This is a genomic window from Microbulbifer maximicatervae (SeqCode) (assembly GCF_052468155.1).
In genome coordinates this window covers 4,945,001-4,967,627 of sequence record NZ_CP174335.1, presented here as the reverse complement: position 1 = coordinate 4,967,627, position 22,627 = coordinate 4,945,001, and the positions used below count along the sequence as shown (strand labels likewise).

Genomic DNA, 22,627 nt, shown 5'->3' with positions numbered 1-22,627 from the left:
TTTAGGCATAAGTACCAGTACTAAGGGGATACTCTATGGCGTTTGATTACGGCTCGATTGATTTGGGCCTGAAGAACCCTTTTAAGAAAGAAGGCCGGGTTACCGCAATTAGGGGGGGAGTTCAGTTTCTTGTTGCCCTAATCTTGCTGTTTATCGCTGCTGGCCAAGTGAAGTCGGACCCCGTAAGTGGTTGGGTGCTTGTCGTAGTGGGGGCAATCCTGCTGGTCGGCGGTATAAGGGCTCTATCAGGCGGCATTTTGGCCTTATTGCGCTTCTTTGTTGGTCGAAATCATCCCGTATCATTAGCTTTTAACCATTCTAAATCTGAAACGAGTACGGCATCAGAAGAGAAAAATGAAGTGGCTTATACCGCTTCCGGCTTAGAAGAGATGTTAGTTGGCCGGAAGAATCCAACCTTTCTAGAGCCTAAGGGCTTCTTGGCTCGGGTATTACACAGTATCTTCCCTAAATTGCTTTATATGCCATACCCCATTCGAAATATGGCTCAGGCACAGTTTGGCGCATGGGTAAGTACATTAACTGTCTTGCTCTCTTATGTCATTGTCGCTTTTATTTGTCTCAGTGGTTTTGCTGGTGATATGGGAGAAAAGCTATTCCCGATGTACTCTGCCATCGCTTTACTTTATACATTGATTGTATGGCACTCTGCGAGTAAAGGTATTTCACGGGAAGCCCAGAAAAGTGTAGCGAGCCTTACGGGGGGAAGTATTGCAAAAACGATATTATTCTCGATTGTGGTGCCTCTGTTGCTAGGATTGGGGTTAAGTTTAGGCGTTGAGGCTTTTAAGGGGGAAGGTACTACTTCCCTAGATGAAATAATCAGTGTGTCCGGTGTATTGACTGAGGCTTTACCAAGCTTTAGCCCGTTCTTGTATATTCTTGGGGTTATATTTGTAGGCGCTGCTTGTAGTTTTGCTGTTGTCTATATGCTGCGCTTTAGAAGCGAAATTGCAAACCCGGTCACTGAGGTTTCTGAATTAAGGGATAACTGGCAGGAATCGGTTCACCCGAAGGAAATCTTTATAAACTTGGATAACCTTGTGATGGCAAATCGTCGTTATAAGGAAGTGCCTAATCGTATTTACAGAGAGCTTGATCCAAAACTTGAAGAGCAAGTGGATGGTAAAGGTTCATTCAATGGGGAAATGATCCAGGAAGTACAACCTACCGTTCGCCCTGTTGATTTGGGTGATAAATTCAAGCTGATTCGCGATATTAGTCTTTTCGCAGGTAATGCGCTCTATATCATTGTTACTGCGCTAGCTATTTGGCTTGCATATTCTTTGATTGATGTTATTCACTTCTTTCAGCCGGAATCTCTTACAGCCATTAAACAGGAGTTTGGCGCCTTAGACGAGGAAGCTGGCCGCTTAGCTCTGCTAGAACAGTATATTTCAGCAGGCGGCGCTCTCTGTATGACGCTAATTCACCTGCTATTGATAGGATTTATTCTTAATACATTTGCTCGCTTGTTGGTCAATGCGGCACATATCTTCTTTGCTGAGATGCAGTTTGAATCACTATTGGTGTATTTTAAATGCGAAGGGACATTCACTGAATCTAAGATCTCAACGGGCACTGGAATACATGACAGTACTCGTTCTGAAAATGTACTAGTCAGAAGTTCGATTACGCCTTGGGTGATAGTAACCAGGGTTGTCTCAAGTACATTTGCCGCATCTGGCATGAGAAACTTGGAGTATCCAAGGCATATACTTGAAATGCATAAGTCTGAACGCGACTTATCTGAAATCAGGGATGACGTAATTAGTTTCTTGAAAGATAGAGAGTCTATTGCCTCCATTACAAGCAGTAGAGACTTGGAAAACACTTCGAATATTCATGCTATTAATCAGCAAAGTCGTGCTCTGCCAATGACAGAACAGGGACAATTAGCTCAAGATGAAAATGCGGCTGGTTATTTGAGGCAAGAGGATAAGGACACGGTTGAGTAGGATTTACAGCCTTTTCTTTGGCTCTACTGTCACTTACCTTGAGTGAAAGTGATAAAAAAAGCTGGCAAGGTTCGGAGTCTCTGGACCAGAAAGAGAATTCCTGGTACCCCTTGCCAGCTGAGGGTACTAGGCTAGCAAATTACGTATTTTTAGTAATACTGAGCCCCTAAGATTGACCGTATTTGCTGGTAGAATTACAGAAAAGTACTGTTTTATCTTTATTGTTAGGTACACAAGACCACTTTTGTTGGTATTTAACAAGCTAGGTTATTATTCTGGAAGCAGCTCTAGCACTGTGTGAGACTCTTCTTTTGTGACTTTCAGGTTATAAGATTTACTCAGACAGAGGACGGTATCTTCTATATGATTCAGGTCATAAACCCCACTAACAAGTAGTCTACTAGTGTTCTGGTCTCTCGTCACAAGTGGTGTATTTGTAAAGCGATTTAGCGATATTAGAAGTTCTGTTAATCTGATGTTATCAGCCTTTGTAAATCCACTTCCCCAATCCTTATAGCTGGAAACCTCAAAACCTTTGATTGCACCGGTGTTGTGCTCAGTTACTTTGAGCATCTCACCCTTCTTTATTTCGGCGCGATTTTTATTTTGTTTTATCGGGCTGACAGTGATATTCCCTTCGAGAACAGTGACTTCTGTTATTCCATATCGCTGGTCAATATTGAAAGTGGCCTTATGTGTACGGATCAATGCTTGTCGTGATTCTACTATAAATGGCCAGGTTACCTCTTTACAAATGCTTATTTGGGCCTCCCCATTTAATAGACGTATGCGTCTGCGTGTCTCTGAATAATTGACGAGTACTTTAGTTGTGGCACTCAACTTTATATGGCTGCCATCGGGGAGGGTTTGTTTAGATATTTCCTTGGGCGCTGTTTGGTAACGGCATTTAAATGGCTCCCGTGTCTTTAAATCTTCCATACTTTTCCCCTCGGCTTGGCTCGAAAGCAGAATTGGTCCTTATAGGTGGGACCTTAGTCCGTTTTATATATTTTATTGTGAGCGCCTGACTTTTTATTATTCCACCTGATTGGGGAATTAATAGGGCATGCTTGTCTCCGATACTGGCTCTTATCTTGCGACGCTTTCTTTTCTTTTTTAAGGGGGATTTGTTGTGGTTTTATTAAATGGTCATGACTAGAGAGCTATTTTGCTGTGTTTTACCGTACTACGATAAATTTTATCTGCTTGGAGGTAGGTTATCTTGGCCTGAACCGGGGGATTGTTGCTTTTTTGTGAAATAAACAGGGGGCTTATTAGGGTGGCCTGGGTTACTTCGTGATAGACGATTCAGAGAGTCTCCACGGGAACACTTACTTTTTCGATGTAAAAGAGCTTTAAACGCCATCAGGGGCTAAAGTTGGAGACGTATGAGTTTGGTACATATGTGATATTTGGCATAAAGATTGCTCCTTTTATCTTGTGGGTAGAAGTTCATATTGTGGGAATCGTAAAGGAATTGTTCATCAAGGGAGCTGAAAATGTCGTCACTCTATTTTTCATCGCATGCCATGCCACTTAGAGTCCCAAGTTACTGCTGCTTTGAACTTGGGTCCTGTTCGGACATAGAGTATGAAAGTTACAAAATAGCCCTGTTTAAAAAGGGGATTGCGCTTATCCATCTCAAATTTTCTGATGATTCTGCTGAAGTGATGGAGGATATTGTCAATACCATTGGGTTGGTACATGAGCATGATTCTATGGGGCGAACGGTTTGGGATGTGAGGATTGGTGGTGAGACAGGCGATGAGGCATTGGCTATATCTCATAGTGATAGAGAATTCTTCTTGCACAATGACGGTGCTTTTGAATCGGAGATGCCTGGCTACTTTGGTCTCTTCGTTGTGCACGCTGATATGCATGGAGGCGGAGAAAATATTCTTGTCTGTGCTGACAGGATAATCGAGAGCCTCTCCGATAAAACTTTCCAGGTGCTTTCAAGTAGTAAGTTTAAACTGCGTGTTCCTGAAGAGTTTCGCAAGTCGTCTGAGTTTATAGAGGCATCCTTAATTGATGAGAGCCATGGTTTCAGATACAGGTATGATATTATCGAGCGTGAGTATTGCTCTTCAGATGAGCTTGATGCTTTACGTGAGCTGGAGCTAAAAATATCGTTGCCACATAATATGTTTAAGGTTAGGTTGAATAATAATCAGATATTGTTATTGGATAATCGACGATACCTTCACGCAAGAACAGGAATTAAGGATAGGAAAAGGCACCTTAAACGAATACGTTTTAATATGCCTGCTATATCGAGGGTTGCTTAACGGGTGGTCATAGAGATAGTTATAGTTGGGTTGTTGCTTATTTTGGTAGCAGGTATGGCTCACGGAGCATTGGGATTTGGTTTCCCAATGCTTGCGACGCCTATTCTGGCACTTGCTTATGATTTGAAAACGGCAGTGGTGTTAACCATCTTGCCGTCGCTTTTGGTAATTATATCCAGCCTTTATAAGTGCCGAGATTATAGGATTAATTTTTCTAAATATAGTTTAGTAATATTATTGGTGTCTCTTGGAAGCCTTACCGGAACATGGCTGTTAACCTGGGCAAACCCGGATATTCTCAAGTTGTTACTAGCGGTATCAATCTTGATTTACCTGTTTTCCAATCGTTTAAGGGGTTATCTGTCCAAATTCTCCAGTCGGCCAGTACTTTTTCCTGTCATTATGGGCGGCTTGGCCGGGGTGATTGGTGGCGCAACTAATGCGATTGCGCCTCTACTGATGATTTACTTATTGGAAGTTGCCAGATCATCAAAGGAAGTAATCCTTATTTCCAATATTTGTTTCTTGATTGGCAAGCTGATACAGCTTTCTGTACTTTCAGTTTACTTGAGTTTTGATGATTTGGAGTTGATGTCGCTATCTGCAATTACCGTATTTGCATATTTTGGACTAATTATCGGATTTAAGCTTCAATCGAGGATTGATGAAGAGCGATATCGATCGATTATTCGATATGCCTTATCAATTTTTATGTGCGTGCTGACCTATCAGGGGGTTTCTAATTTGATATTTCCTGATGGAGTAATTGTTTAGGCTCTCTGCTTGAGGTCTCACTGATTGTGACTATCAAATGCCCTAAGTTGGCTCTACTGAATAGCTCTGCTGTTGCAGGCTAATCATCTTTTCAAATGGTTGCAGAAGCTTGGAATACTCATTTTTATCTTCAAGCTGAGCCATAGCCAAGGCAATACTTTCAATGGTTGACAGACCATCCGCAACGGTGGTTTTCCGAATAGCGTAGTTGGATTTCAAGTCCCCACTGAGATTGACTCTTGGAAGCTGTTGTAGCTTGGGATTCAGGTGAAGAATCTTTTTTGATTTTTTCCAAGTCGCATCAATAACAATTAGCTGTTCAATCTTTTCCAGCTGATTCTGGTGGCTAGGGGTATTGTTCTCTTCAGCTAATAGGGGTGTTTGGGGTAGCCATGATAGTGACGGATAGAGTAGAGCGCTGGGTGTATCGAGTAGCCTTTCCAGCTGTTGATTAGGAAGAGTTTCAGAAATAAGCATTTCACTGTTATTTAAACACAGGTTCGCCATACGCCCGGTATTGAACGGGTGCTTCTCTTCATGTGGGTGCTGTATGATCACCACTTTTATGGTATTAGCCAAGCTCACCAACGCACTGCAGTAGCAGACATTAGGCGGGCGCAGGCAGGTGCTACAGGTCTCTCTGGGCATTTTTCTACTTCAGGGGTACAGGGGCAGGTTTATGGCGAAAACGCAGCCTTCTAATAGTGTTCAGTGGCTGGCAGATATAGAGATTCCGCTAGCGAACAAATTTTATCGCATGTATGGATTTCGTGGCAAAGCCAAACGCCATGAGGACTGCGGGATAGTACGCGGCGAACGGGGGGAGGTGATTGCCTGCGGTTATTTGCGGCGCTATGAGAACTTTAAGCTCCTGGCCGGAGTTGCTGTTGCACCAGATCATCAAGGGCAGGGTGTTGCAAGGCAGCTGTTGATGCTCCTTGCTGAACGTTTTGATAGTGACACCTATACATTTCCCTACGACCACCTAGAGCCTTTTTACTCCTCTTTGGGGTTTGAGAGGGTTGAAGTGAATGAGTTAAGTGGCCCTGTTGGGGATTTATTCCGCGGTTACGTAAAGCAGGGGCGCTCGATTCTGGCGATGGTCTACCGTTAGCCTTGGGAAGGTTATTATTTTCAGGTTGGCTTTGAATTAGAAAGAATTACTGTGCAAAGGTGTGTAGCACCTCTAGCTTTGGAATTTTAGTTCTTTCGGGGGCAGATTATAGGTAGGGCAGCACTGTAAAAGTGCTGCCCGAGTTGCTACTACCAGCTGCTATTAGTAAGTACTAATCTCCCAAATGGAGTAGCCGTACACGGTATTGCGTTCGGTGCAGTCAATCTTCAGGTAACGGTAGTTTCCCTCTACGGTGATTGCGTCGGTGCGTTCACCGGTTCCCATTCCGGAAAATGACTCAACAGTTGTCCAGTTGCTACCATCGGTACTGCCGAGCAGAGTGTAGGCAGCCGCATTGGCAGTTTCCCAGTCGATATTGAGGGTGCCAATGGACTGTACAGAGCCCAAGTCATAAGTCAGGCTGACATTGTCCACACCGTGGGCGCTCTCCCAGCGGGTATTGCTATCTCCGTCGATTGCCAGTTCAGCACTTTGCAGTTCAGAGGTTGCAGAGATACTTGAAGCCTGACCGTCGCCACCAGTTAAGCCCAGCTCCCAGATGGAGTAGCCATAGCTTGTGCTGCGCTCAGTGAAGTACAGGCGCACATATCGATAGCTTCCACTCAGGGAGTGCTCATCGGTTCTCTCTCCGGCGCTACCACCACTAAAGTTGGCCAGTGTGGTCCAGGAAATAGTGTCGTTACTGCCTTGTACCGTATAGGTCGCAGCGTTGGCTGTTTCCCAGTCGATTGTCAGGGTGTTCAGAGCTTCTGCCTCACCCAGGTCCAGTAGTACCCATACGGAGTCACCGCCATGGGCGCTTTCCCAGCGGGTGCTGCTGTTGCCATCAACTGCATTTGCGATGGGCTGGATTTCGTTGCTGGCGGTGACGGTAGCCTGTGCAATCAGGTCCTGGCTGCCAGCTTCACCGCTATCGCCAGAGTCTTCGCTGTCGTCCTCGTCGCCTCCACTATCGGAATCGTCACCGGAGTCATCGTTGCCGCCAATACCACCGGAGAAGTAGATATTGTCGATCTCGATATCGCTGATTTCTCCATCTACGCCTAGAAGCTCGAATAGTTGAACCACGTTAGACATGTCTACTTCGTCACTGAAGTCGCTTACGGGGATAGAGATCTGGTGCCACTGGCCATCCCGTGCGAAACCGTAGGGATCGGCGCCATTGGCAAAGTCAATCCACTTTTGTTCTACATCGTCAATGCTGCCGCTCTTCATGCCGATCTTAAAGGTCGTGGTGGAGCTGCTTTTCAAAGCAAAATTGAGCGTGGCGGTATCGTTGTCGAAGGCTGACATGTCGTAGTAATAGTCAGAAGTGAAAGCCATACCAAACCAGCCAGCACCTGCTGAGGTGTAGGACAGGGATTCAGAGCCTTCGTAGGGGGAAGGAGAAGTCTCGATCAGGGTTTCGCCCCAGATATAAAGATTGCCATCAGTACCCAGTTCGAAACTGGAGTCGGCCTCGGTGTTTTCACTGTATAGGGAGAAGGTGCCGCTTGGCGTGGTTTTTTCGACGCTCTCACTAAAGTAAATATCGTCAATGGAAAGGGTAAAGGCTTCTGACGGTCCATCGCCGCGTACCATAAATGCCTGGCTAATGGTGTTGTAGTCCACCCCAAATTTGCTCAGGGGGATACTCACCTCGTGCCATTGCCCATCCCGTTCCAGGCCAAAAGTATCGCCTTCTACGCTCAGGTCCACCCAGGACTCACCACCGCTGGTACTGTTGATACCGATGCCGATAGTCTCTTCGCTAGTGGTTTTCATGCGGAAGTTCAGGTGACCATTTTGATAGTTCATCAAATTCAGGTCGTAGTGCATCCATACACCCATGCCATACCATTCGCCGGTATCGATTTGGAACTCCAGGGCATCACTCTCGTCGACGCTGGATTGGCTTTCCATATTGTTCCAGACGTAGAGCTCGATATCAGTTCCAAACGTCAGGGATTCGGAAATATCGCTGCTGTCCCCGAACACGCCCAGGTTGCCGCTTTTTGCGGTATCGGCAGCCAGGGAGAAGCTCGGTGCTGTAGCTGCTGTCATCGTTGTCGTAGATACGTACGTAGTCAACATACATCTTGGCGGGCATTGGGGCAGTGATCTCGCTGTTGTCATAGATCTGCGGGAAGATGCCGCCTACTGCTAGGTTGAGAATTAAAAAGTTATGCTGGCGAAATTCATCGAAGGCGGAATCACTGGTATCCGTCAAAGCTGCGATTTGGTTGGATTCGTCGTCCACCCACATAACGATGCTATCGGGCGTCCAGGTCATGCCGAAGATATGGTAATCCTCAGTGAGGTCGGAGCTGGAGCCGAAGTCCTCAACCAGATTTTGCGATACACCATAATCTGCCTGCCCGGTGTAGTCATCGGACTCGTGCCACCAGTGGAAGGCTCCGGAAATTTCAGAATTTACGACGCCGGCTTCTAGCGCTTCGGCCATACCCGCTTCGAGAATATCCAGTTCGCCACAGGCAGGCCAGCCGGCTTGACCGTAATCGCTGCCCAGTTGCCAGAATGCTGGCCATAGTCCCGCGTCCAAATCCGGTAATTTAATGCGAGCTTCAATGGTTCCGTATTTATAGGACAGGCGCCCGAGAGACTTTAGGCGAGCAGAAGTAAAGCTGCCGTCGCTTTCCTGTACGGCCTGAATAATCAGGTTGCCGTCTTTGACATAAGCGTTGTCGCTATCATCGGTGTAATTTTGTAACTCGTTGTTACCCCAGCCGGAGTTGCCAACATCGTAGGTCCAGACGGAAGTGTCGATAGTGTCTCCGTCAAAATTATCTTCCCAGACCAAAGTTTTTGCATTGGCTATTGAGGACACAAAGGTGCCGACAATAGCTGCGGCTATCGCTGATTTTTTAATAATCATAATTTTCTTTCGTTGTTAATTATTTATAAGAATAAAATGCCTGATAGGAATGGTGTGACTCAGTCAAATGTTACTTGTGGATTTAATGAATGCAGATTACTTAAATTGTAATTGCCTAAAATTCACGCGAAAAACAGGCGCTGGTCACGGGCAAAGCCTAGCAAAACGATTGTTCCACAGGAAAGCGAATCTGGCCCCCTTATCGTAGTTGTAGTCCTGCTTGTCGCATACACTTGAAAAATTATTTTCTTGTAATTTTTTTACAAAAAAATAAATTCCTTTTTGTGTTTTTGTTTGCAAGTGTTTTGTGCGGGAATTCTGTTTTTGATCTTTCTGTGTTGGGCAAAAGTGCAAGCAAATTTAATCTGGATTTATTGTTGTTGTGCTTCCCCTCACACAGGATCATATCTTTAAAAGATAATATCTGCTGGCAGACAGGGCGGGCTTTGATGCTGGTGAAAAAATTGGGTGGCGTAAAAAAGAAAAAGGCGCTGCTATTTAGCGGCGCCCTTGTATTTTTAATGTCTACGGGGTCCCTGTGCGCATCGTGCAGGTGGGGTGCAGTTTCCATGGTGATGCTTGTGCCTTTTATGATGAGGGTGGCACTTATGGGAGTGTGGGCGACAGTTGTCATTACTATCGCTGTCTGAGCTTCCGCCGGAGAAATAGATATCGTCAATTTCAATATCGCTGATATCTCCATCGACGCCCAGTAGTTCAAATAACTGAATAACATTTGACATATCTACCTCGTTACTGAAATCAGTAACGGGGATTGATATCTGGTGCCACTCGCCATCCCGCGCGAATTCATAAGGATCGGAGCCGCTGGCAAATTCAATCCACTGCTGGCCAATATCGCTGACGCTACCGCTCTTCATGCCAATCTTAAAGGTGGTTTCTGAGCTGGTTTTCAGGGCGAAATTCAGCGTTGCAGTATCATTATCGAAAGCGGATAGATCGTAGTAGCTGTCGGCAGTAAATGCCATTCCAAACCAGCCGGCCCCGGAGGAGTAATAGGAGAGGGATTCTTCACCTTCGAATGGGGTTTGAGTGGCCTCCAGCAGGGTATCGCCCCAAATATACAGGTTGCCATCAGTTCCCAGTGTGAAAGTTGAATTGGCCTCTGTAGTTTCGGTGTAGAGAGAAAAGACACCGGTCGGGGCTGTTTTCTCAACACTTTCGCTAAAGTAGATATCGTCAATGGACAGAACAAAATCTTCAGAGGCGGCATCACCTCGAATCATAAACGCCTGACTGATAGTGTTGAAGTCCACTCCCAGTTTGCTCAGGGGGATACTGACCTGATGCCATTCGCCATCGCGCTCCAGGCCGTAGGTATCATCACCATCCACCAGATCTACCCAGGCATCTCCGCCACCAGTACTGGAAATACCAATGCCGATAGTCTGGCTGCTGGTGGTTTTCATTTTGAAATTGAGATGACCGTTTTCGTAGTTCATTAGGTTTAGGTCATAGTGCATCCAGAAGCCCATGCCGAACCATTCACCAGCGGTAATATCAAACTCCAGGGCTTCATCACCCTCGGCAGCTTCGGCGCTGACAGTAGCTGACATGCTGTTTTGGTTCCAGACATACAGCTCGGTATCGGTGCCAAGCTCCAAGGATTCGGAGAGGTTGCTGCCCTCGGAAAATACGCCGATATCACCTGTTTTGGCGGTGTCTTCAGCCAGGGAGATTTCTGTGCTGTAGCTGCTTTCGTCGTTATCGTAGATGCGAACATAGTCCACATACATTTTGGCGGGCATCGGTGCGGTGATTTCACTGTTAGCGTAAATCTCTGGGAAGACGCCACCTACCGCTAAGTTCAGGATCAGGAAGTGGTGTTGACGGAACTCGTCAAATGCGGGGTCTTCACTGCCGATGCTAATAATTTCATTGGCTTCGTCGTCGACCCACATGACGATGCTATCCGGTGTCCAGGTCATACCGAAAATATGGTAGTCCTCAGTGAGGTCAGTGCTGGAGCCGAAGTCATCAATAAGGTTTTTCGATTGACCGTAGTCCGCCTGGCCTGTGTAGTCATCGGATTCATGCCACCAATGGAAAGCGCCGGAAACTTCCGAGTTGACCGTGCCGGCACTGAGAGCGTCGGCCATGCCCGCCTCGAGAATATCCAGTTCGCCGCAAGCGGGCCAGCCCACTTGGCCGTAGTCGCCACCCAGCTGCCAGAAGGCAGGCCACAATCCGGCATCCAGGTCAGGTAATTTAATGCGGGCTTCAATGGTGCCGTATTTATAAGTCATACGACCCAGGGATTTCAGGCGGGCGGAAGTAAAACTGCCGTCGTCGTTTTGCAGTGCTTGAATAATAAGGTTGCCATCTTCAACATAGGCATTGGCGCTATCATCGGTGTAGGTTTGCAGCTCATTGTTACCCCAGCCTGAGTTGCCCACATCGTAAGTCCAAACGGACTTATCAATACTGTCGCCGTCGAAATTATCTTCCCAGACCAAAGTTTTTGAATTGGCAAGTGAGGACACACAAGCGCCTACAATAGCAGCCGCGATCGCTGATTTTTTTAAATTCATGATTTTGTCTTTCTTTAATTATCTATGGGGGTGCCAACTTCATTGTATTTTTATAATGGCGGTGATCTGCCACGATGATTAATGCTTGTTGGGCTTGGGGATTTATCTGCTTTTTTATTGTGATATTTATATATTCAGTACAGCAGTAACAGACTAACAAAAAGCCGATTGTTGCATAGGGAAAGCCCGGGCCCTTTATCGTGAGACTGGTCCAACTTATCGCATATACAAAATTTTTCTGCTTCAAAATTAGAATCAGCCAGTGCGTATTAATGTGTTTTTACATTGTTTACGTTTTTATTTTTAAATTGGCTGTTGCTTATTGGATTGCCCGCTTGAAATTATTTGCTGAATTAAGGCCCCTTTTAAAATTTAAATTCTAATTTGAAGGTGGGCCGGCGGCGGAAATTAGAATTGGCAACCCGGCTCCCATAGGTAGTTTTATTTTCTAGAGTGCTGCCGCCGCTTGCGAGCGCTTCGGCAGCGTGAGATTTATCTTTTGGTGTCGGCACCAGTGTGCAGCCGGCGTGGATTGATTTTTTGAAGGGGTTGTGGCTTCACCACTGAGAGGCGGTTGTATATTTGGTATGGGGCAGCTTACTTAAAGTGGAATTTGTAAGCTTGCTGCAGGTCGGCACCCAGAATAAGAGCCCACTTCTGTGCTGTAATATTTGGTTGTGGCCCAGGAGCGGTTGAATAGGAAGAAACGGTGGAATACAGAGAGATAATTGAGCTTGCCAGAGAGTTGGGCGGGGAGCTGGAAAAGAGAGATTGGCGTGTGACGTCGGCAGAATCTTGCACCGGTGGTGCGATTGCGGCGGCTATTACCTCTATAGCGGGTGCTTCGAATTGGTTTGATGGATCGATCGTGAGCTATGCGAATCGTATCAAGAACGGTGTTCTGGGTGTCGACAGCAATGATCTCAAGCAGTTTGGGGCAGTGAGTGAGCCGGTCGTCCGGCAGATGGCTTGTGGGGTTCTGGCGATGATGGATGCCAATCTCGCCGTTGCGGTCAGTGGTATCGCAGGGCCTGATGGTGGCACTGCCGAGAAGCCGGTAGGTACAGTTTGGATCGCCTGGGCCCATGCGGAGGGGCAAGAGCCAGTGCAGATTGATGCGAAGTGTTTTCTGTTCAGTGGTAACCGGGCAGAGGTGCAATCGCAGACGGTCGTTGAGGCGCTGAAGGGAATGTTAAAGGTTGTCCGTGAGCACCCGGTTTGAACCTGTCCGCCGGGTCAATCTTTGTTCGTTTGCTCCAGCTTCAGACTTCTTTTTGAAGCGAGGCTCGCTCAGCCTGAAGCTGGTACTCAGTATGAGGAATTACTGGTTGCCTATACAGTAATCCTTCGTTAAGCTTGCCACCACTCAATTCAGCTCAGAAATACGGGAATGGTCATGGATTCCAATAAAGACAAGGCATTAAAAGCGGCGCTATCTCAGATTGAACGTCAGTTCGGTAAAGGCACTGTGATGCGTATGGGAGACAAGGAGCGCGAGCGTATTCCTGCGATCTCCACCGGCTCCCTCGGCTTGGATGTGGCCCTGGGTATAGGCGGCTTGCCGCGTGGCCGTATCGTTGAAATCTATGGACCAGAATCCTCCGGTAAAACCACCCTCACCTTGCAGGTGATTGCCGAGGCCCAGCGCAATGGTGGTACTTGTGCTTTCGTGGATGCTGAGCACGCCCTCGACCCTATCTATGCTGAAAAACTGGGTGTCAACGTCGATGAGTTGATCGTATCCCAGCCGGATACCGGTGAGCAGGCTCTGGAAGTTGCCGATATGCTAGTGCGCTCCGGTGCCGTTGATGTGCTGGTAGTTGACTCCGTTGCGGCCCTGACCCCGCGCGCTGAGATCGAAGGTGAGATGGGTGATTCCCACGTGGGCTTGCAGGCTCGTTTGATGTCCCAGGCTCTGCGTAAGCTCACTGGTAATATCAAGAACACCAACACCCTGGCGATTTTTATCAACCAGATCCGCATGAAGATCGGTGTTATGTTCGGCAGCCCTGAAACCACCACTGGTGGTAATGCCCTCAAGTTCTACTCTTCTGTACGCTTGGATATCCGTCGTATCGGCTCCGTTAAAGATGGCGATGAGGTGGTGGGTAACGAAACCCGAGTGAAAGTGGTTAAGAACAAGGTAGCTCCTCCGTTTAAGCAGACCGAGTTCCAGATCATGTATGGCGAAGGCATTAACATGATTGGTGAAATCGTCGATTACGGCGTGAAGATGGGACTGGTGGATAAAGCTGGGGCTTGGTACAGCTACAAGGGCGACAAGATTGGCCAGGGCAAGGCGAACGCTACCAAGTTCCTGCGCGATAACCCCGACATTCGCAACGAGATTGAAGGTCAGTTGCGTGCGCAGCTGCTCGGTGATTTAGTGCCTGCGACCCCTGAAGAGGCTGCGGAATTACCGGAAGAGTAAATGCCGTACTCAAAAGCGGATTTTTCCGTTGATCCAGCTCAAGCGCTTTTCAGCGCGGCGCTTGAGCTGTTGACCCGCCGCGAGCACTCCCGCCATGAATTGAGGCAAAAGCTCGCGGCAAAATTCCCCAGCGCCGATTTCGACACGCTTTTTGAGCGCCTACACGAACTCAACTATCAATCCGATCAACGCTTTGCCGAAGTTTTTGCCCGCTCCCGTGTCCAGCGCGGTCAGGGGCCGATGCGTATTCGCCAGGAGCTACAGCAGCGCGGCGTGCGCGGTGAACTAATTGCCCAGGCGCTTGATCAGTTGGAAGTGGATTGGTTTGAGTTAGCTGCGGAAATGCTTCAGAGAAAATACCGGGCCCCTATGAGCGCAGAGCTTCCACGTGATCAGTGGATGAAGGAGCGAGCGCGGCGCCAGCGATACCTGGCTTACCGGGGCTTCCCCACGGACGCGATTAGCTGGGCGCTGGACGGCAATTAATCGGGCTTATACTCTGACTACTACCTGAATGACTGGTCGATAGGTTTCGGCCATTTTTCAGGTACAGAAAGAGACTAAAAGAATAAGCGCGAGAACCCTATGATCCTGTCTATTGACCAGGGCACCACTGGTACCACAGCTTTTATCTTCGATAGTAAGGGCCACCTGATTGGTCGCAGTTACTCGGAAATTCCCAATCGTTATCCCCAGCCTGGCTGGGTTGAGCAGGATGCGGAAGAGATTTGGTCGGTAACTCTCCGGGTCTGTGCCGCAGCACTCCAGCGCGCTGGTGTTCGCGCGTCGGATATCACCGCAGTGGGAATTACTAACCAGCGCGAGACCACGATCGTCTGGGATAGGTATACCGGCGAGCCGGTTTTTCCTGCGATTGTGTGGCAGTGCCGGCGCTCGGCGGAGGTATGCCGGGAGTTGGGGGAACTCGGCAGGTCTGATTGGTTGCGAGAGCGCAGTGGCCTATTGCTGGATGCTTACTTTTCCGCAAGTAAGTTGACTTGGCTGTTCCGCCGTAACCCGGATTTACTAACCCGAGCTCAAAATGGCGACCTGTGTTTCGGCACCGTAGATAGCTGGTTGATCTGGAAAATGAGCGGTGGCAAAGCCCATCTCACCGATCACACCAATGCCAGTCGTACCCTCCTGTACAACATAAAAGATAAAGCCTGGGATAGTGAGCTGCTGGATTTTTTCCAGTGCCCTGAATCCATTCTTCCCAGAATTCTACCGTCGGCTGGCCACTTTACCGATACAGACCCCCACGCTTTTCTCGGCACATCGGCTCCGATTTGTGGTGTTGCCGGGGATCAGCAGGCAGCACTGTTTGGCCAGGGTTGTACCGAGCCCGGTAGTATAAAAAACACCTACGGAACTGGCTGCTTTATGCTGGCTTTTGCCGGCGAGGATCGCCCGGAGCTACCCCAGGGGTTGCTGGCTACAGTGGCCTGTGATGCCCAGGGTAATCCGGCCTATGCCGTAGAGGGTTCAGTTTTCACAGCGGGCTCCGCTATACAGTGGTTGCGGGACGAGATGGGAATGATCCAGCAGGCGGTGGATACCGAAATTATCGCCCAGAGTATTCCTCATACCCGCGGCGTTTATCTTGTGCCTGCATTTAGTGGGCTGGGTGCGCCGCACTGGGACCCATCGGCACGGGGGACTATTTGCGGCTTGAGTCGGGGGGCTGGTCGAGCTGAGGTGGTGCGTGCCACTTTGGAATCTATAGCTTACCAGAGTGATGAGCTGGCCCGCTTGATGGAGCAGGCCCTGGGCTTGCCGATTACCCATATGCGTGTGGATGGGGGTGCTTGCGCGAATAATTTCCTGATGCAATTCCAGGCGGACATTTCCTCTTTGCGTGTTGAACGGCCCCAGCAGATTGAATCGACGGCTATTGGTGCTGCGTTGCTGGCTGGTATTGGCAGTGGAACTTGGCGACCAAGGGAATTACCGGAGTGTTTGCAGGAAATTGAACGGGACTTTATGCCGGCAATGACTCAGGCGGAGAGGGAGCAGTTGTTGGCTGGTTGGCGGAGGGCGGTAAAAGCCTGTAAAGCTTTTTAGGCTGGACCGCCTATCCTCTTAGCGTAATAACCTAAGGGAGGGGTAGAGATGTCACATATCGATATGCTGGAGGAAACTGTAGCAACATTGGTCGATGGTCAAAGAGGCATCCTGGCTGCCGATGAGAGTGGCGGCACTATTGCAAAGCGCTTTGCCACGATTGGAGTGGATTCCACTGAGAAAAACCGGCGCGACTACCGTGCTGCGCTGCTGTCCTGTAAGGGGTTGGGTGAATGTATCAGTGGCGTTATTTTGTTCGAGGAAACTCTGGGGCAAAAAGATACTGAGGGCCAGCCCTTGCCCCAAGTCGCTGCGTTACAAGGGATAGTGCCGGGCATTAAGGTGGATAAGGGCAAGGGCCCGCTGCCTGGAGCGCCTGGGGATATGATCACCTACGGGCTGGACGGGTTGTCTGAGCGCTTGCAGCAATATAAAAAGCAAGGAGCTCGCTTCGCCAAGTGGCGTGAAGTCTATCCTATTGGCCATCACAACCCCACGCGCCTGGGGCTTACCGCAAATGCTGAGATGTTGGCCCGCTATGCAGCGGTATGCCAGGCCGAAGGGGTGGTTCCTATTGTCGAGCCAGAGGTTCTGATGGACGGTGAGCACGATATAGAGCGCAGTGCGGCGGTAAATGAGCGGGTTTGGCACTATGTGTTCCACGCCCTCCACCAGCACGGGGTAATACTGGAACTGATGTTGCTCAAGCCCAGTATGGTAACCCCAGGTGCGGAGGCGGAAACGGCTGATCCTGAGCAGGTGGCCGAATACACCCTGCGCAGCTTGCGGCGAACGGTCCCCGCAGCAGTGCCGGGAATTAATTTTCTTTCCGGGGGGCAGGGACCAGAAGAGGCCACGGCCAATCTCAATGCAATGAATCAGCAAGGTGGTGGCCCCTGGCAGTTGAGCTTTTCCTATGGGCGCGCACTACAAGAGCCAGCACTCGCTGCTTGGCAGGGGCGCCCGGAGAATGTTGAAGCAGCCCAGGAAGCGCTACTTAAACGGTCCCGCATGAATCATTTGGCCATGCTGGGCAGGTACCGCGAAACCCTGGAATAGCGATTAGCTAGCAAAATAATAATCAATAAGGAAATTGCAATGGAGTTTGTCACCAGGGGAGTGACGCTGTATTACCGGCGCTGGTGGGTAGAAGAAGCCGTGGGTGTAGTAGTTATATCCCACGGGTTGGGAGAGCACAGTGGGCGTTACGGTGAGCTGGCGGAGGACCTCAATCGAGCAGGGTACAGTGTTTATGCCCTAGACCATTATGGCCACGGATTGTCGGATGGGAAGCGTGGGGATATTGAGGATTTTGCACTTTATAGTGAGGATCTAAATGAATTTATCTCCTTGGTAAAAAGTGGAAACTCCGGACTTGGGATACATCTTCTTGGCCACAGTATGGGAGCTGTTATCGCCTGTGGCTGTGCTATTCGATATAAGTCTGTCGACAGTTTAAATCTTTCCGCACCGGGCTTTCGCGGCAAAAGTGAGCCAAAAGGCCTTCTGTTATGGCTCGCGCTATTTTTGGCTCGCTGGTTTCCGGGGTTGGCTCTTTCCAGCCAGATAAATAGTCAGTGGATATCTCGTAGTCCGGATGTGGTCAAGCGGTATGTCAGTGATGAACTTGTGCATCACAGCATCTCTCTGCGCTGGTTTAAGACTTTTTTGCAGGAGCGGGAGTTTTTATCTGGCCGGTTGGATGGGATATCCATGCCTTGCCTTCTGTTATTGCCGGAATCAGACCATATTGTCGATGTGGAACTCAGCCGCAAGTGGTTTGGACAGATGGGGTCAAAAAACAAGCAGTTGCACTGTTTCTCAAGGTCTTACCACGAGGTATTTAATGAAATAGAGGAGGGGCGTTTAGCCCGGGAGTTGTTACTTAGCCATCTCAATTCTGTTTCAGTAGAGACTGCTTCTGTCGTATAAGGGTAAAAAAGCGCAAAGCCAGCAGGTGGCGCAGCAGAAGCTATGGCGAATACCGTGTAAAAGCGTATGAAGCATTGTATGATACGCGGTCATTTTTGCCCATCGGAAGTATTACCGAGGGAAAATAGTGGGGTGGAACATGGATAAAAAGTTGCTGAGCCTGTTGGTATGTCCGGTGAGTAAAGCGCCGCTTGAATACCGGGAGGACACACAGGAGCTGGTCTGCAAGGCCAGTGGTCTAGCCTATCCGGTGCGAGACGGTATACCGGTAATGCTGGAATCTGAAGCGCGGCAGCTGACAGCCGAGGAGAAGCTGGAAAAGTAAACCAATGGGTGAACCCAGCGTTTTCAGTCAAATTATCTCGGGAGATATCCCTGCTGAGATGATCTACGAGGACGACCAATGTGTCGTTATTGAGGATCGCGCGCCACAAGCGCCGACCCATCTCCTCATTATCCCACGCAAACCCCTAGTGAATTTATCCGCTGCTCAGGCTGAAGATAAATCCCTGCTCGGCCACCTTATGTGGCTGGCGGCAGAACTGGGGCGCAAGCTGGGGCTCGAGGGCTATCGACTGGTAGTTAATAACGGTCGAAGCGCAGGTCAAACCGTATTTCACCTGCATGTTCACCTGCTTGCCCAAAAAAGAATGCCCGAACAAGGGCTGGCACAGTAGTAGAACAGAAGTGACACCGTGTCACTGACGCCAATCAAATAAAACTCAACTAACGAAGTGGAATTACGCCGGATGAAAAGCGCACAGATTCGCGACGCCTTTCTGAATTATTTTGCTGAGCAGGGCCATGCTATTGTGCCCTCCAGCTCCCTGGTTCCGGGCAATGACCCGACGCTGTTATTCACCAATGCCGGCATGGTGCAGTTTAAGGACACCTTCCTGGGGCAGGAAAAGCGTTCCTACAATCGCGCCACCAGTTCACAGCGCTGTGTGCGTGCAGGAGGCAAGCATAACGACCTCGAAAATGTCGGTTACACCGCACGGCACCACACGTTTTTTGAAATGCTCGGTAACTTTAGCTTCGGCGACTACTTCAAGCGCGAAGCGATTCGCTTTGCCTGGGAGTTCCTGACCAAAGTATTGAATTTGCCAGAGGAGCGTCTTTGGGTAACCGTACATATCAGCGATGATGAAGCCGCTGATATTTGGCTGAAGGAAATGGGAGTGAGTGCCGAGCGCTTCTCCCGTCTCGACGAGGATAACTTCTGGCAGATGGGTGATACTGGGCCCTGCGGTCCAAGTTCTGAGATTTTCTACGATCACGGTGCCGATGTGCCCGGCGGTCCTCCCGGTTCCGATAATGACGACCTTGATCGCTATATCGAGATCTGGAACCTGGTATTTATGCAGTATGAGCGCACCGCTGATGGTGAACTGCACCCACTGCCCAAGCCCTCAGTGGATACCGGCATGGGGCTGGAGCGTATTGCCGCTGTAATGCAGGGAGTACACTCCAATTATGAAATTGACTTGTTCCAAGCGCTGCTGAAGGCGGCGGGAGAAGTGGTTGGCTGCAGCGACCTGGAAGAGAAATCCCTGCGAGTGATCGCCGACCATATCCGCTCTTGTTCATTCTTGATTGCCGATGGCGTAATGCCTTCCAACGAAGGCCGTGGATTTGTACTTCGCCGCATTATTCGCCGCGCAGTGCGCCATGGTCACAAACTTGGGCACAAAGATATCTTCTTCTACAAGCTGGTAGAGGCGCTCGCCGAGCAGATGGGTGACGCATACCCGGAGCTGCGTGAAAAGCAGCAGGTGATTGAGAATGCGCTGCGCAAAGAGGAAGAGCAGTTTGCGAAGACTCTGGATAAGGGAATGGCGCTGCTAGAAGATGCCCTGGCTTCCCTCGAAGGCAGTGAGATCCCCGGTGAGTTGGTATTTACTCTGCATGATACTTACGGCTTCCCGACAGACTTAACCCAGGATATTGCCCGTGAGCGCGGTCTATCCCTGGATATGGATGGATATGAAGCTGCTATGGAAGCCCAGCGCCAGAGAGCTCGCGCTGCCGGTAAATTTAAACAGGACTATACCGATGTCCTCGAACTGGAAGGGGCTACAGAGTTTCTCGGTTACAACGCGACCGAGGCAACAGGCAAAGTGTTGGCCATCGTTAAAGGTGGTGAGCAGGTTGAACGCTTGGAAGAAGGTGAAGAGGGTGCAATTGTTCTGGATCGGACTCCCTTCTACGCAGAGTCCGGTGGTCAGGTAGGTGATAGTGGCTATTTGAGTTCCGGTGATGCCCGCTTTGAAGTGCGCGACTGCACCAAGCAGAGCGCGCATCATTTGCATACTGGTAAGTTGTTGAAGGGAAGTATCGCTGTGGGCGAAACCCTTGAGGCAGTCGTATCAGCAGATGTTCGTCAATCCACCGCCCTGAATCACTCTGCAACCCATCTATTACATGCCGCCTTGCGCAAAGTGCTGGGCGAGCATGTCATCCAGAAGGGCTCCCTGGTGGACTCCGAGCGCCTGCGCTTTGACTTCTCCCACCCCGAAGCCGTAACGGCAAAGCAACTGCACGCGATTGAATCCCTGGTTAATAGCCAAATTCGCGCAAATACCCCAGTTGAAACTCACGAAACCGATATTGAGTCTGCAAAAGCGATGGGCGCTATGGCTCTATTTGGCGAAAAGTACGGCGATACTGTACGTGTACTTTCCATGGGCAAATCCGATGACAAGGCTTTTTCCGTTGAGTTGTGTGGCGGTACTCACGTGAAGCGCACCGGTGATATCGGTTTGATTCGCATTGTTGGGGAAAGCGGCATTGCTTCCGGCCAGCGTCGAATCGAAGCGGTTACTGGCGCTCACGCAATGTCTCTGTTCGATCAGGCACAGCAGCGTCTGGAGCATGTAGCGACTCTGCTTAAGGCGCGTCCGGACTCCTTGGCTGACAAAGTTGAACAGCTGCTGCTTAACAATCGAAAGCTGGAAAAAGAGATTGCCCAGTTAAAAACCAAGTTGGCCAGCGGTGCTGGCGGAGACCTTTCCACTCAGGCTATTGAATTGGCGGGCTTTAAGTTGCTGGCAACCTCTATTGACGGAGCTGACCCCAAATCACTGAGAGATTTGGCGGATCAAATGAAGAACAAGCTGGGCAGCGGCGTGGTGCTGCTGGCGGCTCCGGGCGATGAAAAGGTGGCTTTGGTTGCCGCAGTGACCCAAGACCTGACAGATCGGCTTTCTGCGGGTGACCTTATGCGCTTTGCTGCCGGGAAGCTGGGCGGCAAGGGTGGCGGTCGAAAAGACATGGCCCAGGGTGGTGGAACCGATGTGTCCGCGCTCCCTAATATGCTGAAAGAAGTGCCAAATTGGATTGAGCAATCCTTAAACTAGTTAAGTTTTGTCAAATTCGTGGTCTGAATTCGTAGTTGAGTTGATTTCGCAGAGGTTTGGTGATTAAGTGCGCGCCTGCACGAGTTGGGCAGGAAGCGTACTTATTGTGGAGCTAAGGAAACACAGTAAGTTATGAGTTTGTTCGTGCAGAAGTATGGCGGGACTTCAGTTGGCTCAATTGAGCGAATTGAAGCTGTGGCCGATAAAGTCGCCGCGTTTCGCGCTCAGGGACATGACATGGTTGTCGTTTTGTCTGCCATGAGTGGTGAAACTAATCGCCTGATTGATCTCGCTTATCAAATCCAGGAAAAACCAGACCCCAGAGAATTGGATGTTCTGGTTTCCACAGGAGAGCAGGTCACAATTGCCCTTTTGAGCATGGCTCTGAAGAAGCGTGGCTATGACGCCTGTTCCTACACGGGTGGGCAGGTAAAAATTCTTACGGATAATGCTCATACCAAAGCTCGCATTCAAAGTATCGATGTGGAGCGAATGCGCACCGATCTCGATGAAGGCAAAGTCATAGTTGTGGCTGGTTTTCAGGGGGTGGATGACGACGGCAATATCACCACACTTGGGCGCGGCGGGTCTGACACGACGGGTGTGGCGTTAGCTGCGGCGTTAGATGCTACCGAGTGCCAGATTTATACCGACGTGGACGGGGTCTATACCACTGACCCACGAGTGGTCGACAGTGCACGCAGACTCGATCGAATCACATTTGAAGAAATGTTGGAAATGGCCAGTCTTGGCTCCAAGGTTCTGCAGATCCGCGCCGTAGAGTTCGCCGGTAAATACAAGGTTCCCCTGCGCGTGCTCTCAACTTTTGAAGAGGGTAACGGAACCCTGATTAGCCTGGATGAGGAAGATAACGATATGGAACAGCCAGTTGTATCCGGTATCGCGTTTAATCGCGATGAAGCAAAACTGACAATTCGTGGAGTGCCGGATACCCCTGGGGTTGCATGCCGAATCCTGGCACCGGTCGGCGCTGAAAATATCGAAGTCGACGTTATTGTTCAAAATATCAGTGCTGTCGATGGCACGACTGATTTCACCTTCACTGTTCACCGCAATGATTTAGGTAAGGCTCGTGATGTTTTAGAGCGAGTTTCTGCGGAACTTGGTGCGCGAGAGGTGATCACAGACGACAAGATCGCCAAGGTTTCTATTGTTGGCGTAGGTATGCGTTCACATGCAAATGTGGCAAGTCGTATGTTTAGTGCCCTGGGTGAAGACAA

19 protein-coding genes (1 of these 19 only partly in view) are annotated in these 22,627 nt (G+C 49.4%); 14 read left to right on the top strand and 5 right to left on the bottom strand.

Going from position 1 to position 22,627, the window contains the following annotated elements; all coding sequences use genetic code 11:
* Nucleotides 1–35: 35 nt before the first annotated feature.
* Nucleotides 36–1,976 carry a hypothetical protein gene (locus ACJJIY_RS21370; protein WP_445358784.1) on the top strand — a complete coding sequence of 647 codons (1,941 nt, stop codon included), beginning with the start codon at nt 36–38 and terminating at the stop codon, nt 1,974–1,976.
* A 270-nt stretch (nt 1,977–2,246) separates the two neighbouring features.
* On the opposite strand, the gene ACJJIY_RS21365 is transcribed toward ACJJIY_RS21370, so the two are convergent.
* On the bottom strand, nt 2,247–2,915 hold the full coding sequence (locus tag ACJJIY_RS21365) for a FecR family protein (RefSeq protein ID WP_413662894.1): 669 nt from the start codon (nt 2,913–2,915) through the stop codon (nt 2,247–2,249).
* Nucleotides 2,916–3,475: 560 nt separating this feature from the next.
* On the opposite strand from ACJJIY_RS21365, the gene ACJJIY_RS21360 reads away from it, so the two are divergent.
* Together ACJJIY_RS21360 and ACJJIY_RS21355 are read left to right on the top strand one after the other, a co-directional pair.
* Entirely contained in the window at nt 3,476–4,264 is a 789-nt protein-coding gene (locus tag ACJJIY_RS21360) for a TauD/TfdA family dioxygenase (protein WP_282933761.1), read from the top strand.
* A 54-nt stretch (nt 4,265–4,318) separates the two neighbouring features.
* Entirely contained in the window at nt 4,319–5,038 is a 720-nt protein-coding gene (locus tag ACJJIY_RS21355; RefSeq protein ID WP_445358783.1) for a sulfite exporter TauE/SafE family protein, read from the top strand.
* A 42-nt stretch (nt 5,039–5,080) separates the two neighbouring features.
* Here ACJJIY_RS21355 and ACJJIY_RS21350 read toward each other — a convergent pair whose 3' ends face one another.
* Entirely contained in the window at nt 5,081–5,686 is a 606-nt protein-coding gene (locus tag ACJJIY_RS21350; protein ID WP_445358782.1) for a tRNA-uridine aminocarboxypropyltransferase, read from the bottom strand.
* 31 nt (nt 5,687–5,717) lie between these two features.
* On the opposite strand from ACJJIY_RS21350, the gene ACJJIY_RS21345 reads away from it, so the two are divergent.
* On the top strand, nt 5,718–6,152 hold the full coding sequence (locus ACJJIY_RS21345; RefSeq protein WP_445358781.1) for a GNAT family N-acetyltransferase: 435 nt from the start codon (nt 5,718–5,720) through the stop codon (nt 6,150–6,152).
* Nucleotides 6,153–6,314: 162 nt separating this feature from the next.
* Here ACJJIY_RS21345 and ACJJIY_RS21340 read toward each other — a convergent pair whose 3' ends face one another.
* The 3 genes from ACJJIY_RS21340 to ACJJIY_RS21330 form a co-directional block, all read right to left on the bottom strand.
* Entirely contained in the window at nt 6,315–8,216 is a 1,902-nt protein-coding gene (locus tag ACJJIY_RS21340) for a discoidin domain-containing protein (protein ID WP_445358780.1), read from the bottom strand.
* Nucleotides 8,101–9,048: a glycoside hydrolase family 16 protein gene (locus ACJJIY_RS21335; protein ID WP_445358779.1), complete on the bottom strand. Its 948-nt coding sequence runs from the start codon at nt 9,046–9,048 to the stop codon at nt 8,101–8,103. The genes ACJJIY_RS21340 and ACJJIY_RS21335 overlap by 116 nt, the downstream gene beginning before the upstream one ends.
* 518 nt (nt 9,049–9,566) lie before the next feature.
* Entirely contained in the window at nt 9,567–11,600 is a 2,034-nt protein-coding gene (locus tag ACJJIY_RS21330; RefSeq protein WP_445358778.1) for a glycoside hydrolase family 16 protein, read from the bottom strand.
* A gap of 709 nt (nt 11,601–12,309) precedes the next feature.
* Here ACJJIY_RS21330 and ACJJIY_RS21325 point away from each other — a divergent pair.
* The 10 genes from ACJJIY_RS21325 to ACJJIY_RS21280 form a co-directional block, all read left to right on the top strand.
* Nucleotides 12,310–12,822, top strand: a complete 513-nt coding sequence (locus ACJJIY_RS21325; protein ID WP_413662887.1) for a CinA family protein — start codon at nt 12,310–12,312, stop codon at nt 12,820–12,822.
* A gap of 174 nt (nt 12,823–12,996) precedes the next feature.
* Complete coding sequence (recA, locus tag ACJJIY_RS21320; RefSeq protein ID WP_108735301.1) at nt 12,997–14,031, top strand: recombinase RecA; 1,035 nt, start codon at nt 12,997–12,999, stop codon at nt 14,029–14,031.
* A complete protein-coding gene (locus tag ACJJIY_RS21315; protein ID WP_413662886.1) occupies nt 14,032–14,517 on the top strand; it encodes a regulatory protein RecX in 486 nt (161 codons plus the stop codon). It abuts the gene before it with no gap.
* A 99-nt stretch (nt 14,518–14,616) separates the two neighbouring features.
* Nucleotides 14,617–16,095, top strand: a complete 1,479-nt coding sequence (gene glpK / locus ACJJIY_RS21310; protein WP_444896478.1) for a glycerol kinase GlpK — start codon at nt 14,617–14,619, stop codon at nt 16,093–16,095.
* A 48-nt stretch (nt 16,096–16,143) separates the two neighbouring features.
* The gene (locus ACJJIY_RS21305) at nt 16,144–17,154 is read left to right on the top strand and encodes a class I fructose-bisphosphate aldolase (RefSeq protein ID WP_444933884.1); all 1,011 of its coding nucleotides are present in this window, start codon (nt 16,144–16,146) and stop codon (nt 17,152–17,154) included.
* Between the two features lie 39 nt (nt 17,155–17,193).
* Nucleotides 17,194–18,027: an alpha/beta hydrolase gene (locus tag ACJJIY_RS21300; RefSeq protein ID WP_445358777.1), complete on the top strand. Its 834-nt coding sequence runs from the start codon at nt 17,194–17,196 to the stop codon at nt 18,025–18,027.
* Between the two features lie 139 nt (nt 18,028–18,166).
* Entirely contained in the window at nt 18,167–18,352 is a 186-nt protein-coding gene (locus ACJJIY_RS21295; protein WP_108734085.1) for a Trm112 family protein, read from the top strand.
* Nucleotides 18,353–18,356: 4 nt separating this feature from the next.
* Nucleotides 18,357–18,704, top strand: a complete 348-nt coding sequence (locus ACJJIY_RS21290; RefSeq protein WP_413662882.1) for a histidine triad nucleotide-binding protein — start codon at nt 18,357–18,359, stop codon at nt 18,702–18,704.
* 72 nt (nt 18,705–18,776) lie between these two features.
* Complete coding sequence (gene alaS / locus ACJJIY_RS21285; protein WP_445358776.1) at nt 18,777–21,386, top strand: alanine--tRNA ligase; 2,610 nt, start codon at nt 18,777–18,779, stop codon at nt 21,384–21,386.
* A 132-nt stretch (nt 21,387–21,518) separates the two neighbouring features.
* Nucleotides 21,519–22,627: the 5' portion of an aspartate kinase gene (locus tag ACJJIY_RS21280; protein ID WP_413662880.1), read on the top strand. It continues 124 nt past the right edge of the window; the window shows 1,109 of its 1,233 coding nt (coding positions 1–1,109); the start codon lies at nt 21,519–21,521; its stop codon lies off the right edge, out of view.